The sequence below is a fragment of the Burkholderia sp. Ap-955 genome (genome assembly GCF_011753045.1).
In the GTDB taxonomy this organism is placed as follows: Bacteria; Pseudomonadota; Gammaproteobacteria; order Burkholderiales; family Burkholderiaceae; genus Burkholderia; species Burkholderia lata_D.
This window is the reverse complement of sequence record NZ_VWWH01000052.1, coordinates 39,013-52,011: the sequence shown is the minus strand read 5'-3', so window position 1 is coordinate 52,011 and position 12,999 is coordinate 39,013. Positions and strand designations below refer to the sequence as shown.

Below are 12,999 nucleotides of genomic sequence, written 5' to 3'. Positions count from 1 at the left end.
GTATCCACAGTTCGTCGTCAATGATCGGCGCTTCCATCCTTGGGCTTCCGTTGTTCTGGTGCCCAAGGTTAACAGCTCGCCGAGGAAGTAAACAGCCCCCTCACGGGGTTTTTGAACTGACCTCTTAACAATACGCTTGCTGACCATCTGGTTGACCGCCGATTCGACGAAACTTGAAGTGATCGGCTCGCCGTGGCGGTAGCGGATCCCGTAGTTCACGATAAAGTTCTGGTTGTTCTCGAGGTAGCCGATGAACTCCTCCGGTCTGGCGACCAGCTTGACCTCCTCAGGACTGCCATCAGCCGCGAGCTCCCAGCCTAGGCTTTCGAGTCATCTCAGTGCCGGGTAGGGGCAGCCGCGCCAGAGGTGCAATTTGGCCCGATGCAGCGTACGGATCAGCGCATCGCCGCACAGCCATTCGTCGCATATCGGCAGCCCCTTGATCATCTGTTCGAGATTCTGTATCCGCATGGCGACGTGGAACCAGTCGAGTATGTTCTCACCACAATCGCCGAAGTCAATCTGGGCGCGGCGCACCGTGTCGCCGCCATCGGACTGGAAAGTCACTGGCTGACCCGCGCCGACACCTTCCTGAGAGAGAAACGCCAGCATGCGATCGATGGGCTCGTGCTCGAGTGTATGAACGTATGTGAAGCTGTGTCCGCGACTGTCATCGCGCAGTGATTTTGCGACGATGAATTCAAACCAGCCGTCCTGCCGGCTGCTGTGTCCAGCGAGCCGGATATAACCGCCGTCGATGCCGACGGCGCGCACTGGGCTGTGTTGATGAGTGTCGGGCCGGCCTGCAGTGAGTTATGTATGTGGCCGTTGCTCAACCGCAATCGCATCGGCACCCGTGTTCTCGATGCGACGGCCCAGCGCGGCGACCTGACGCCGGATCGTGGTGGCCGCCAGAACGTGCCCGAGCGGTAACACCTCCTCCAGTACGCGGACGGTCAGCCCATATGACATCAACGCGGCAAATTTGGCCTGAAGATACTGCAGTTCGGGGCTCATTCTCACACTCCGGCAGCCGGCCAGTGGACTGACGGATCGGCGCCCCGATGCTGTGCGCCGGCATTTTACAACAGCGGACTGTCGATTGATAACCTGCTAAACACCGAGCGGTAGATGCGCTCGCCAGCGCGGCGACGAGCAGACCCAGCAATGCAGCGCGTACTGCTCGTGCCGGACCCACACAAACTGTCCGAGCAGGCTGAGAGTTGAGTCGCATTCGTGCAAAGTTACATCACTCTGAGACTGACTTTGGCCCGCAGTATCGTCGGCGAGGTTTCTCCAGAAAGAACGGCAACCTACGAGAGGCTGACTTGACCGACTTCATTACCTCGGATCACATTGATCCGACGTGAATTACACGGGGAAATTCGCCTCGTTCGCCAGCGCGAAGGAAAACTCCCGTTGGCTCTGTTGTGCGACGATCGCACACAGAAGCCTCAACGTTGCCGCTCGATCCCGTTCAACGTCGTTTGTCCGCTGAGTTTGGGAAGCCGTTGCGAACAAGCGTGTCTGTATGAAGCGGAGCTGCAGTTTGAATTCTTTCATGGCGCCGATGCGATCGGCCGTCCGACGCCTGAAGTTGAATACGTGGATCGCGGAGATCAGTGCGGGCAACCGGATGCCGAGAAGTTCCACGAGCGGACGATGCGCCACCGCGAGCAAGTCGAGATTGACCAGCAGAATGATCAGGAACGCGATGTACGTTGTCCAGCCGGTGTATCGTTCTCTGTTGTGATACTGCCCGATCCCTTCCTCGAGTTCGTCGAGCGTCGAGCCAATCTCCGCCTTCAGCTGCGCGTAGCGATCTGTGTTGGCGCTGCGTTGGGTTGCGCCTGGAGCCGTTTGGGCTTCGGTCTCGACGCCCCCTTGGGATTGTGCGCATCGCCACAATGACATTCCGGGAAAGTCGTTCGAAGCGGATTCGCCCAGTAACTCGACTGCCGCCTGAAAGCGGCGGCACAGCGCCTGGCCCGACACGATGCTCGACTTCAACAGCCAACGATCCTTGCGAATCCACCAGACGACACCCGCGCCCAGCAGCAGCAAGATGGTTTCGGCGCCGATCAGGGCGTTGGAGATCCAATGCTCGAGGCCACCGGCTGTGGCCGCAAAGGCCAGCAATGCCAGCAGCGATAGCACCGGAGGTAGCGCGGCGAGAAGCAGCGTCCATCGATCGTAACGTTCACTCCAGTTTCCAGACAGGACCTCTTCTTCATTGCCAATCTCGAGATGACCTTTGAGTTTGACGTCGGGATTGATCAAGCCAAAGTCGTGGTCATCGGACTGGTACAACCATCCTTCACGAGGGACGGGTACCGTCCCTCGATCGTCTCCGTAGTTGAGCACAGCCTGGGAAGAGATGACCGGCCATGCGCGACGGACATGGATCAGGCGCTCGGCGACGATGTACTGGCTTACCCGTCCGAGCACCTTATACGTTCCAAGTGACCTGCCCCCGGTTTTAGTCCGAACTGCAGTTAGAGTCCGAGGTTAAAAATTGTTGCTTCGCGTCGTGCGCCCGGGCGAACTGCACGGGCGTCAGATAGCCGAGCGAGCTATGAGGCCGCTCGGTGTTGTACTCGATACGCCATTCCTCAATCAGCCGCTTGGCGTGGCGCATTGAGACGAACCAGTGCTCGTTCAGGCATTCATCGCGGAACCGCCCATTGAAACTCTCGATATAGGCATTCTCCACCGGCTTGCCAGGCCGAATGAACGACAGCGTGACACCGGCCTCGTAGGCCCATGCCCAGCACCTTACCAGCGAACTCCGGCCCGTTGTCGACCGTGATGGAAGCGGGTAAGCCTCGCATCTCCTTGAGCCGCTCGAGCACTTGCTGCACTCGCAAGCCCGGCAGCGAAGTATCGACCTCGATGACCAAGCATTCGCGCGTGTAGTCGTCGACCACGTTCAGGCATCGAAACCGCCGACCATAGGCCAGCCCGTCAGAAACGAAGTCCATCGACCAGCTCTGATTCGGGCCTGTTGGTAACGGCAGCGGCGTGCGCTCGACAGCCGCAATACGCTTGCGTCGCCGCTTGCGCATGCTCAGTCCCGCCTTGCTGTACAGGCGCCATATGCGCTTGTGGTTGGCGAAGCAGCCATCCCGCTGCAGCAGCACGTGAATCCGGCGATAGCCATAGCGGCGCTTCTGCGCGGCGATGGCCATCATCCGGCCAGTCAGCGCTTCGTCGTCAGATCGGCGACGTGATTCGTAGTGGAACAGCGAGCGCGAAATCCCTACCAGCCCGCAGGCCCGGGTAACACCCATGGCGCGTTCGGTCATCAAGATTCGGACCGCTTCGCGCTTGGCCTGCGGGCTTGCTACTTTCGGGCCAGCAGGTCCTTCAGCGCGGCGTTGTCGAGCATTGATTCGGCCAACGGGCGCTTGAGCTTGTTGTTCTCCTGCTCCAGTTCCTTCAGGCGCTGCGCTTCGGAGACCGTCATCCCGCCGAACTTCGCTTTCCAGTTGTAGTAGGTCGCTTCGGAGATGCCGTACTTGCGGCACAGCTCCGCCGGCTTCAGGCCAGCCTCAGCTTCCTTCAAGATGCTGATGATTTGTTCTTCGGTGAATCGCTTTTTCATTGCCGTTCCTCTCTTGGAACGGACTCTACACTGTCACCGTACTAAACGCGGGGAGCAGGTCAGGATAAATCAGTGTTTTATATGAACGCCTCCCGTTTGCGACGGTTTTTCGTGTGTTCTGACTGCGACAGGATGGGTTGCAGCTTTATATCCGGGCTTGTTGCAGCCCGATTCGCTGCGGCCCACTATGAAATCCGCTGACTCGCGCCTCATTTCCCTAGCGAGCTCGAAGCTCTGCCACTGATTCAGGCTTGGCGAGTCCCGGTCCGACCTGTCTTGTCATTACATACGATTGCCAGCGCAACCTTTCGACGTGTCATCCTGTAAAAATTGATCTTCCTTCTACGCAACGCTCACCGGTCAAACCGGTTTCACACTCACGTAGTCCTTCTCATACACCCTGTCATGCGCCAGGATTGCCCAGATGGTCCGGGCCATTCTGTTCGCTTGCGCCACGACAGCTACATTTAGCGGGCGCCGCTTTTTGATCCCTTCGACCCATGGCCCAGGCTCCTTCGCGAGACACAGCACGCTGCGGGCACCGTGGACCAATACCTTGCGTAGATACATATCGCCTCGCTTACTGATCCCCAGTAACTGGACCCTGCCGCCCGTGCCCGTCTGCCGCGGGACCAATCCAATCCAGGCCGCGAACTCACGCCCCGATTTGAACGTCTTCGCATCTCCCATCGTTGCGACTGCCGCGGTTGCCGTCAGCAGGCCGACGCCCGGTATCGCAGCAATTGCCTTGCACGCCTTGTCCTCTCTCAGCCACGCCTGTAGACGCCGTTCGATTTCGGCAATCTGCTTATCCAGTTCCGTCAAACCGTTCCATTGCTCCCGCAGTGTGTCGAGTAGAATTCTCGGCAAACGGTCCACCAGCCGTTCCAAGACATCCGGCATCGCTTTATCGAGTGCAGCCCGCCCCTTGCCCATCACTTCACCGTATTCAGTTAGCAAGCCACGCAGGCTGTTGATCTGCATCGTGCGGAATTTCACCAGTTGCTCGCGCATCCGGTGCAACCCCAGTACCGCCTGCTGAGTTTCCGTCTTCACCGCGACCGACTTGCCCGCTTGTTGCGCCGCCATCCAGATTGCTCGCGCATCAGTCGCGTCGTTCTTGTTGCCCATCACGAACGCCTTGACGAACTTCCCCGGCATCAACTTCACCTGATGACCCATCGCGATCAGCTTGCGAGCCCAGTGTTGTGAACCACCGCACGCCTCCATTCCGATCAGGCACGGCGACCGGTTCGCAAAATGTTCGAGAAACGCTGCCCGTTTCACGGGTTTGTTCACGATCTCGCCGGTCTCCGCGTCGATGTAATGGAGCTGCATCACGTTCTTTGCAATGTCCACACCCACTGTCGTAAGCTTCATTTCGGACCCTCCGGTTTGCCTGTGAAGAATCGTCATGATCTTCCACCTTGGGCACTCTGATGCCGTCGGCCCGTGAGAGTCCACCTTCATCTTCGCTCCTGCCGCTCACGGGTGGGAGGCGTTCATATCATTTCCCTAGAAACAGACGTTCGGCGTATCAGATCGGTTTTCGCATCATTAGTTACTCTTGCCAGCCGCGCGCTTTCAACTTCAGCGTCCATCCCCAGTTTCCAATCTTGATGTTTTGTTATTTTTGACCGCTCGATACTGTTGCGGAAATTGTGAGAAATACGTCTCGTCCTGGATCTCGAACGCATCGTGGTCTAGCATGGAATGGTTTCCGATGCACACTCCCGCCTGTCGAAACGTGGACGAAGCCCAGTCATCAGCGTCCACGAATTGCGACACTGGTGGGCGGGGCAAGCTCTTGTGATGTATCCGGGAGCAACGCCATGCCGGTGCGTCATATGGCCATAGGCAATCGAGCTCGAGTCCATTCAAAGCGGCGGGAGATCTATCGATGGAAAGCATCGGGGCAGGTGACCCACTCGAGCAGGATGCCGAGATCTCGAAGCTGGCTGAGCGCGCCGAGAAGTCCAACGATAAGCGCGACTGGAATGAGGTCGCGGTGGCGTTGTTTAATGCACGACGATTTGACGAGGCAATTTCCATTTTCGATCAGCTGATTCGGCTGTATCCCGACGCTGACCATATACGTCTGAGTCTCGCAACGGCGTACTCCCAGGTTGCGCAGGTCGCGCTTTGCCGCCGTCATTTGAAGTATCTCGCCGAACACGGCAGCACCGAGGAAAGCCGGCAAACGGGCCGCCAGCAGCTCGATGGGTACGAGCAATTCATCGGCTTGACCGAGGCCGACATCGAGCTACAGAAACGGCAGATTGAAGCCTTGCGCGAAGCCACGGCATTCGAGGGCTGCCCTGCTGAGGACTTTCTCCGCTTTGCGAGAATTTTCTGGCGCTCAGCCCAGCTCGAAATGCGTGCCGGCTATTTGGACAAGAGCCGTGAGATCCTTGAGGCGGCTGTCTTGGTACATCCGCAAGACGTTGGGGTGCTGGAGCATCTGGTCAACGCCTATCTAAGAAGCGACCCCGAAAGCCGGCTAGACGAGACAATGCGGCGGCTCGAAAAACTGGCGCCGGACTCACAAGTTCTCAAGTTGCTCGCGGAGACGTCGCGTGAGGACCCCTCCAACTGGGGCCGCGACATGGGACAGCGCGTCTCCCATCTACTACAACTCGTAATGGGCGACGATGCAGCCCTGCGTGAGCCGGCGCTCGCCGATTTGCGCCACATCGTCGAGCAATATCCACAAAACCCCGATTATCGAATGCATTACGCATTTGCGTTAATGGTAAGTGGCGACCGCGAGGAAGTGGCACGGCAGGCATATCTTCTCTACGATGTGGATGAGCCTTCGCATAGCCTCCATTTCAATATCGGACAGATTTTCTATTACATCGGCGACCATGTGAAAGGGCGCGCACATCTGGAATTAGCTGCCAGATATGCGACTAACGAACAGGAAAGGAGCGACGCATGGAATCTTATCTCGGATATCGAGAAGACCTAGCTCGCGAAGCCGAGGAAGCCAGCTACGGCAGCTTCGTGCGGAACCTCGTCTTTCTGCCAACGGTCAGGGAGATCCGCCAATCCGTCGCAACCATGCCCGGTTTGCATCCACCTACGCTTGAGCGCGTTATGGCGAATCTTGCTGCTGAATGGCAACGAGAGGGCTACAGCGCTAAGGTGCAACTGCTCGATTACGTCAAGACTCTCATCGGTTCTTACCTGCCGGGGCCCGTTCCGGAAGCGGATTCCATCAGCGGAACGTCATCGTTATTGGAATTTCTGTTGAATACGCAAAATGCGCTTCAAATGCGTACGGCTCTCGCTATGCATCGAAAATGGGTGAACGGTGATCTGCTCAACGCTGCACGAGCGGCAGTGGTTTCGGCGGGGCCGACCTCGCCCAGCAAAGAAGCTTGCCTGGCGATGTATCTGATTGCACGAGCGATTGGCGACCGCAACGAAATAGTAACTGGGCTTCTTATGTGGGGCGCTTTCTGTCGTCAGAATAAGGCGATATCCCATGCCGAACGTCATTTTCAACATGCGTCGGCATTGGCGACGGACCTTGACGATCCGCACATCCGTTTGACTGTCATGGGCGCGCAAGCGGGACTGTATCGAGCGATGAACCGGTACCAGGACGCGTGCGTAATGCTCGAAGAGGGGCTCGCGCTCGCTGGCGCCACTGCGGATGGCGCGTTAATCGTGGCTAGCTTTGCCAACGGTCTTGCATCGTGCTACCGGGCGCTCGGCCAGACTGCGAAGGCGCTGGATGCGGTGAACCGGCTAATCGCGGTTGCGGATAAATCCCCGGGAAAAATGAGCGAAGCGCTGAATTTTCGTGGACTGCTCTACGAAGATCTGGGGCGTTACGAGATCGGAGCGATGGATTATGCCAAAGCTGCCAAAATTGCCGCGGACGAGGGAGACCGATCACAGCAGTTCAGCGCAATGACGAACGCCGCAGCATCACTGCTCAAACGGAAAATGCCCCGGGAAGGCTATCATGCGTTCCTGGACGTCCTGCACATGGCTGAGCGATGGGGCAACCTTCGCATGGTGGCGTCGACACACAACAATCTGGGACACGCGTTGCTCGATATGGAGAACTACGGGGCCGCTCGCGCCGAGTTCGGCAAGGCGTTGCATGCCAAGATCAATTCGCACGACAAGGCCGGCGAGGTGATCACATTCCTGGGGCTCGGCGACTGCGAAAAGGAACTGGGAAATCCGGATATGGCAGAAGCCTCCTATGTGGCAGCTATGATCCCCGCGTTGGAGAGTCGAGATGCGACTTTGATTGCCCAGGTTCAACTCGCCCTTGTCGATGAGAATAAAGTCGAAGGCGACTTTGCGGAAGAGGTGGAATTTATCCGAAGAGTCCGCCATATGGTGCGTGATCAAGCGCACCCCCTTCTCGAAGCATTGCTTGTGAAGCAAATCGCTGCGCTGCTGAAGAAGGCCGGGCAGATCGACGAGGCGATGGCTGAGTGCCGCGCGCTGTTGGAATCGCGAAGCGGCGATTCCGAAATCGCAGGACTGCTTGTTGTCAGCATGGAATATGCTCGGTTGCTCGCCGCACGCGCAGAGTGCTGGCCGGAGGCATTCGCGCTCTTGCTCGCAAGATTGAAGGCCGCAGAACGGCAAATGGATGAGACGCTTATCGACGCCCGGCTAGGGGAGATCGCTGGTTCGGTACGCCCAGTCTACGGCGCACTGCTCGAACTGCTGGGTTCGCCGTCCGCTCGGGCAGTCGAACACCGCTCGCCTCAGACGTTCGCATTCGATCTACATGAGTCAGCGAAGGCGAGGAGCCTGCTGGCCCATGTAGCGGGCGCCGCGACTTTCGCGCCACCGGCCGTCGTTCCAATCGAACTCCGGGAGATGGAATCGGCACTGCTGGCCGAGCAACGGAAGTGGCAGGAGCAGGAGGTCCGATCCGAAGAGCAACGCTATGAGAAGCTCAGCCACATAAGGCAGGCGTTGAAGGACTGCTGGGAGCGCATGCGGACAAGCGCCCCAAACTATGTCCGGGCACGCTCGAACGAGCCATACACGTTTGAAGAGATTCACGAAGCATTGCGCGCTACCTCGACGGTCGAGACTGCTCTTGTCTCGTTCTTCGTGGGGATCGATGCGACTTATTGCTTCGTTATGCGAACGGATTGCGACGAGCCGATCATGATTTCGATTCCGCTGCGCGAAACCGACGTAACCCATGCAGCACTTTACCTACAGCGCGCTTTCAATGGAGCGCCTGAGGAATTTCCGCCATACCCTCCGATTCGCGGTGACATGCCGTTCAGGCGGAAACTCGACTTTCTTGATCGCCTTAGCGCAGCCGTGAGTCCGCTATTCACCTGTCTGGAAGGAGTCGAGTTGATTTGCGTGGCGCCCCACGGCCCCCTGCACACCATACCTCTACACGCCCTTCAGCTTCCAGGAGGGCAGTACCTTGCAGAAAAGCATGCAGTCGTATATACACCCAGTCTAAGCATTGCATGGAACATGGCGCAGCGAGCAAACACCAACATCGCGCCTTTTGGACGAAAGCAGCGTGCTTTGGTGGCTGGGGTTTCGTCCGCAGACGATACACATCCCGAACGCTTTGAAGGTGATGTGGCACTGTTTAACCCGGACTTTTGGGAGCTGCAAACTGCCGTGGGAGTGGAGGGCGCGAACCGCGAGGCGATTATTTCAGGGCTACGCGGACAGCGCGTGGTCCATATTTCCTGCCACGCCTATTTCAACGCCAGAAATCCACCGAGCTCGGGACTGGTTCTAACCAACGGGGAGTTGAAAGCGCCGCGCGATCTGTCGAGGCTTTCGTTCATGGAGCGGCAGTCTTTTATCGTTACTGTGCGTGACCTGATGCGTGTGGAACTGGAAGCCGAACTGGTGACGCTTAGCGCGTGCTCGACTGGCTTGCAGCGTGACCGCAATGCCGGCGACGAACTGGAGGGATTTGCCAGGGCACTTCTTCGCGCGGGTGCCGGATCTGCTCTGCTGGCCATGTGGAACGTGGATCAATCGTCGTCAGGTGAATTGCTTTCCCGGTTTTACCGGAACTGGTCTGTGCGAGGACTGCCGAAATGGAAGGCCCTCCAGGTTGCACAGAAAGAGTTGATCGAATGCGGTGGTAATCTGGCACACCCTTATCATTGGGCGCCGTTTAGCTTAATCGGAAGTTGGAGGTAGCGTGCAAAATCCAATCGAACAATTCGACGATCGTGCTGTCTTGAGAATCTTGAGCCAGGTGACGACTGATCTGCGTGAACAACTGCCGCACTCGGAAGCCTCGACGATCGCGACTTCATCGGAGGCGCGTGCTGCAATCGCCTCCTTGCTTGAACAGCAGGCTGTTACTTCGGGTGGTTCGGAATCCATTCTCGCTGATGATCGATGGGAACCGGCAGTAGCTCGGCAAGTTCTGGAACTGCTGTTGACCGACCCTGAGACGCAGAAGGCCACTGCAGAGTCCATAGAAAATCCGCCTACCGACTCACAAAAATCGGTTGAACTGGCAATTTCAGGGGCGGTAGTTTTGGGGGCACTGATCGCGTGGCTGCAGACGTCCGTTGAGATCGAGATTCATCGCACGGACGGGAAGCTTGATTTCAAATTCAACGTAAAAAAAGGCCCTACCAACGGCCAGACGCTGGCCGACATCGCAAAGATAGTCGCTGGATTGATTCCCTAATTTCCACCGGATTGGCGCTGGCTATAACGAGCGGGGCGTTGCGAAAGTCGCCGACCTGAGACCACCGAAAGTACACCCGTCGAACGTCGGCAAAAGCGTATCGAAACGACCCGCGGTCGGTCAGGCGCCTTTTGACGAGCCGCTTGCCCCATGAGATTGGGTGGCGATGGGACGGGATAAGCGACTCTCGAAAATCGGAAAGCATCAAGCAGCAAGATCAGCTATTTTTGCGGCGCACTGAGCCAGGTTTTTCGCCGTTTGCATTCGCGGGCTGACATCGACGAGGAACACGCGCTGGCTGGGCATCGCACGTTCGCGGATCGACTATATCGCAAGGGGATCGATCTTCCTCTCATTGCAGCTTCGCTTGGGTACGGTGGTTTTTCAGTTGCCTTTTGCGTCCGGGTTGGACTCGGAATACGAGCTTCGTGCCTTTGCCTTTCTTGTTTGTGATCCACGCCGCCCAGCGAGCCAAGATGGGCCGAATCTGGCGGGTATAGTCAGCACGGTCATAGTGCCGGTTCTGAACGCCGCCAATCCCGTGAGAGAGAATCTGTGAACGTAGATCTTTCGACACACGTAACTCCTCGATCAGAAGTGTTTCGACCGTGCGCCGTATATCGGTCCACCCGAACCCCGCCACAGCTTCGCCGCTGGTAACCATTGCGGCGGAAATTTTCGATATTACGTCGCTCACGGTATCGGGCACCGTCGTGCCGAATATCCTTTGGTCCTCCGCGTCCTTCTCGATCAGGCAGAAACATTGTCTGACGATAGCGACAGCTCCCGCAGGCAATGGGATGTCATGACGGCGTGGCACTTGCCGCCGCCCTTTGCGGTCGAATAGTGTCAGGATTGCTGCATCGGGGTCATAGTCCCGTCGGGTGACTCGCAAGAGTTGCGCAATGCGCTGCGCGCCACAGAGCACGGCGACCTTTATCGCCTCTGCTGCAAGCCCTTCTGTTGCCGAAACACGGGACCAGAACGCTCGGAACTCGGTAGCGGACAGATGGCGCTGACCCGCCCGGTTGAACTGGTTCAGAGCTTTCGTTGCCGCGATTGGATTGAATGCAATTCCGAATCCTGTCATGGTTGACGGAGCGGCCGCATCGCCATCGATCCCCAGTGCCAGCTCATAAGCAGCATGTAGAGACGTGCGTACTTTACCCGCCGTTCGGCCTTTGCCGGCTTCAACCAACTTTCGGAAAATTTCGGTTGCTTGCTCTCGCGTCAAGTCTTTCGCCGGTGACGATGCATATTTCGGAAATGCCTCGTAAACGTGCAGAGTGACCATCCGTCTGACATCGCCGGCACTCGGCTTACCTGCGCCTTTCAGATGCAAAACGTAAGCGTCCATCAGGGCTTTGAGCGTGAACTTTGCCTTTGCCAGGGCTTCGGTCGCGGCCTCAGTTGCTGCACGTGCTTCGTGTTCTCTCCGCGTGCGCTCCGCAGTCACTTTGGCCCGCTCGCTAGCATGTAAATTGCCATCAAGTGTGTCCTGGCGCTTCGCTGCTGCCTCGCTGCAGCGGAACCGTGCGTCGGCGAGGGTCAGTCGATCGGATTGGTCACCATAGGCGCCGAGTGGGAAATATTTGTTCTTCCGTTCTACAGCGTACCGGTAGTACCACGCGGCCGTACCCGATGCGGCGATCTTAAGCGACAACGCGCCTTGTCCTCGCCCGCGCGACTCATGCAACCAGCGCACTTTTCCCGATCGACGGGCTTCCTGGACAGCCGCAGCAATGGTCCGTTCCGTCAGCATTTTCGCCTCCACTCCGACTGGCAAAGCGACGGTTCAAGTCTACACTAGGTCTACACTAATCAGGCGGAAGCTCGCGAAATTCGGCGGAACACAAGGGAAGTAAATTTTGTTTAAGCGATTGTTTCGTAACGATATTTGTACGGATGACCGGATCTCATAGGACGAACTCGGAAAAGATTGGTGCTGCCTTCTAAGCCGTAGGTCACACGTTCGAATCGTGTAGGGCGGGCCAGCAATTTCCTGAAAGATCAACGAGTTTCGAGTCGAGCGCACCGTTTGATTGTGCCCCGATCAGCGCGCGGAACTGCACTCACCATGCTCAGAGTGTGCTCGCATTCTAGTTTGCTCGCGATGTTGCGTACCAATCGCAGACCGAAGTCAGCCTATTGACGAGAATATTGCGCGCAGCCAGATTTGTTCTGGCATCCAAGTACTGCTGGTTGGCGAATGCCTTAAGGTTGGCGATCAGTTCATGAAGGCGTTGGTCTCCTCTGTTGACCGTGTCAAGGCATCCTGTAAGCCGCGCCTTAATTTCGTCATTGCTCATTTTCTCGTGGTCGGAAAACGCTATGGCAAAGGCGCTATCCCTGCTCAATCGCCACAATCATGCCATTCAACATGTCCCGCAGCATGGGGAAATACCGCCATGTGTGAGGCTAATTCCCCAGCTAGTACCGTCACGAAACCGGCAATAGTCCTCTGCCAAGAAATGTTGAGGTAGCCGCCAGCGAGCACGCCAATGAACGCGATCAACGCTGCATTGCCGTCCACCATCATTTTTCCCGGGTTTGAATTGGAAGTTGCGGTATGTTGCGCAATTGAGTCAGACTGTGAGCGGATAATTCGAAACCATATTACGGGGGAATCGTGAAAGCGTTGATGTTGGTATGCTCGGCTGTCGTTGCTCTGACTGCGTGTAGTGAATCGGACCAATCGCCTACGGTATCGCCAGTGTCTAGCCCT

General features: G+C 57.3%; 7 protein-coding genes and 2 pseudogenes. 3 read left to right on the top strand and 6 right to left on the bottom strand.

What is annotated here, in order from left to right; all coding sequences use genetic code 11:
• Window positions 1-120: 120 nt before the first annotated feature.
• The 4 genes and pseudogenes from F3J15_RS24145 to F3J15_RS24130 all read right to left on the bottom strand — a co-directional run.
• Window positions 121-1,133: pseudogene (locus F3J15_RS24145) on the bottom strand (ISKra4 family transposase); the annotation flags it as partial.
• A gap of 238 nt (window positions 1,134-1,371) precedes the next feature.
• A complete protein-coding gene (locus F3J15_RS24140; protein ID WP_166894504.1) occupies window positions 1,372-2,448 on the bottom strand; it encodes a hypothetical protein in 1,077 nt (358 codons plus the stop codon).
• A 31-nt stretch (window positions 2,449-2,479) separates the two neighbouring features.
• Window positions 2,480-3,604: pseudogene (locus F3J15_RS24135) on the bottom strand (IS3 family transposase).
• Between the two features lie 360 nt (window positions 3,605-3,964).
• Window positions 3,965-4,984, bottom strand: a complete 1,020-nt coding sequence (locus F3J15_RS24130) for an IS110 family transposase (protein WP_166894502.1) — start codon at window positions 4,982-4,984, stop codon at window positions 3,965-3,967.
• A gap of 520 nt (window positions 4,985-5,504) precedes the next feature.
• Between F3J15_RS24130 and F3J15_RS24125 the strand changes: the two genes are divergently transcribed.
• Genes F3J15_RS24125 through F3J15_RS24115 form a run of 3 tightly spaced genes read left to right on the top strand, consistent with a single transcriptional unit; the run spans window position 5,505 to window position 10,274 of the window.
• Complete coding sequence (locus F3J15_RS24125; RefSeq protein WP_166894501.1) at window positions 5,505-6,575, top strand: tetratricopeptide repeat protein; 1,071 nt, start codon at window positions 5,505-5,507, stop codon at window positions 6,573-6,575.
• Window positions 6,542-9,772 carry a CHAT domain-containing protein gene (locus F3J15_RS24120; protein WP_166894498.1) on the top strand — a complete coding sequence of 1,077 codons (3,231 nt, stop codon included), beginning with the start codon at window positions 6,542-6,544 and terminating at the stop codon, window positions 9,770-9,772. The genes F3J15_RS24125 and F3J15_RS24120 overlap by 34 nt, the downstream gene beginning before the upstream one ends.
• A gap of 1 nt (window position 9,773) precedes the next feature.
• The gene (locus F3J15_RS24115; protein WP_166894496.1) at window positions 9,774-10,274 is read left to right on the top strand and encodes a hypothetical protein; all 501 of its coding nucleotides are present in this window, start codon (window positions 9,774-9,776) and stop codon (window positions 10,272-10,274) included.
• Window positions 10,275-10,626: 352 nt separating this feature from the next.
• Here the strand turns inward: F3J15_RS24115 and F3J15_RS24110 are convergent, their stop codons facing one another.
• Entirely contained in the window at window positions 10,627-12,036 is a 1,410-nt protein-coding gene (locus F3J15_RS24110) for an integrase family protein (protein ID WP_166894494.1), read from the bottom strand.
• 591 nt (window positions 12,037-12,627) lie between these two features.
• Window positions 12,628-12,810, bottom strand: coding sequence for a hypothetical protein (locus F3J15_RS24105; RefSeq protein ID WP_143750883.1), 183 nt, complete (start codon window positions 12,808-12,810; stop codon window positions 12,628-12,630).
• Window positions 12,811-12,999: the final 189 nt, after the last annotated feature.

Excerpts from the sequence above, each read along its gene's own strand:
- F3J15_RS24130 (WP_166894502.1), bottom strand. The coding sequence starts at position 4,984 with ATGAAGCTTACGACAGTGGGTGTGGACATTGCAAAGAACGTGATGCAG.
- F3J15_RS24125 (WP_166894501.1), top strand. The coding sequence starts at position 5,505 with ATGGAAAGCATCGGGGCAGGTGACCCACTCGAGCAGGATGCCGAGATC.
- F3J15_RS24120 (WP_166894498.1), top strand. The coding sequence starts at position 6,542 with ATGGAATCTTATCTCGGATATCGAGAAGACCTAGCTCGCGAAGCCGAG.
- F3J15_RS24110 (WP_166894494.1), bottom strand. The coding sequence starts at position 12,036 with ATGCTGACGGAACGGACCATTGCTGCGGCTGTCCAGGAAGCCCGTCGA.
- F3J15_RS24105 (WP_143750883.1), bottom strand. The coding sequence starts at position 12,810 with ATGGTGGACGGCAATGCAGCGTTGATCGCGTTCATTGGCGTGCTCGCT.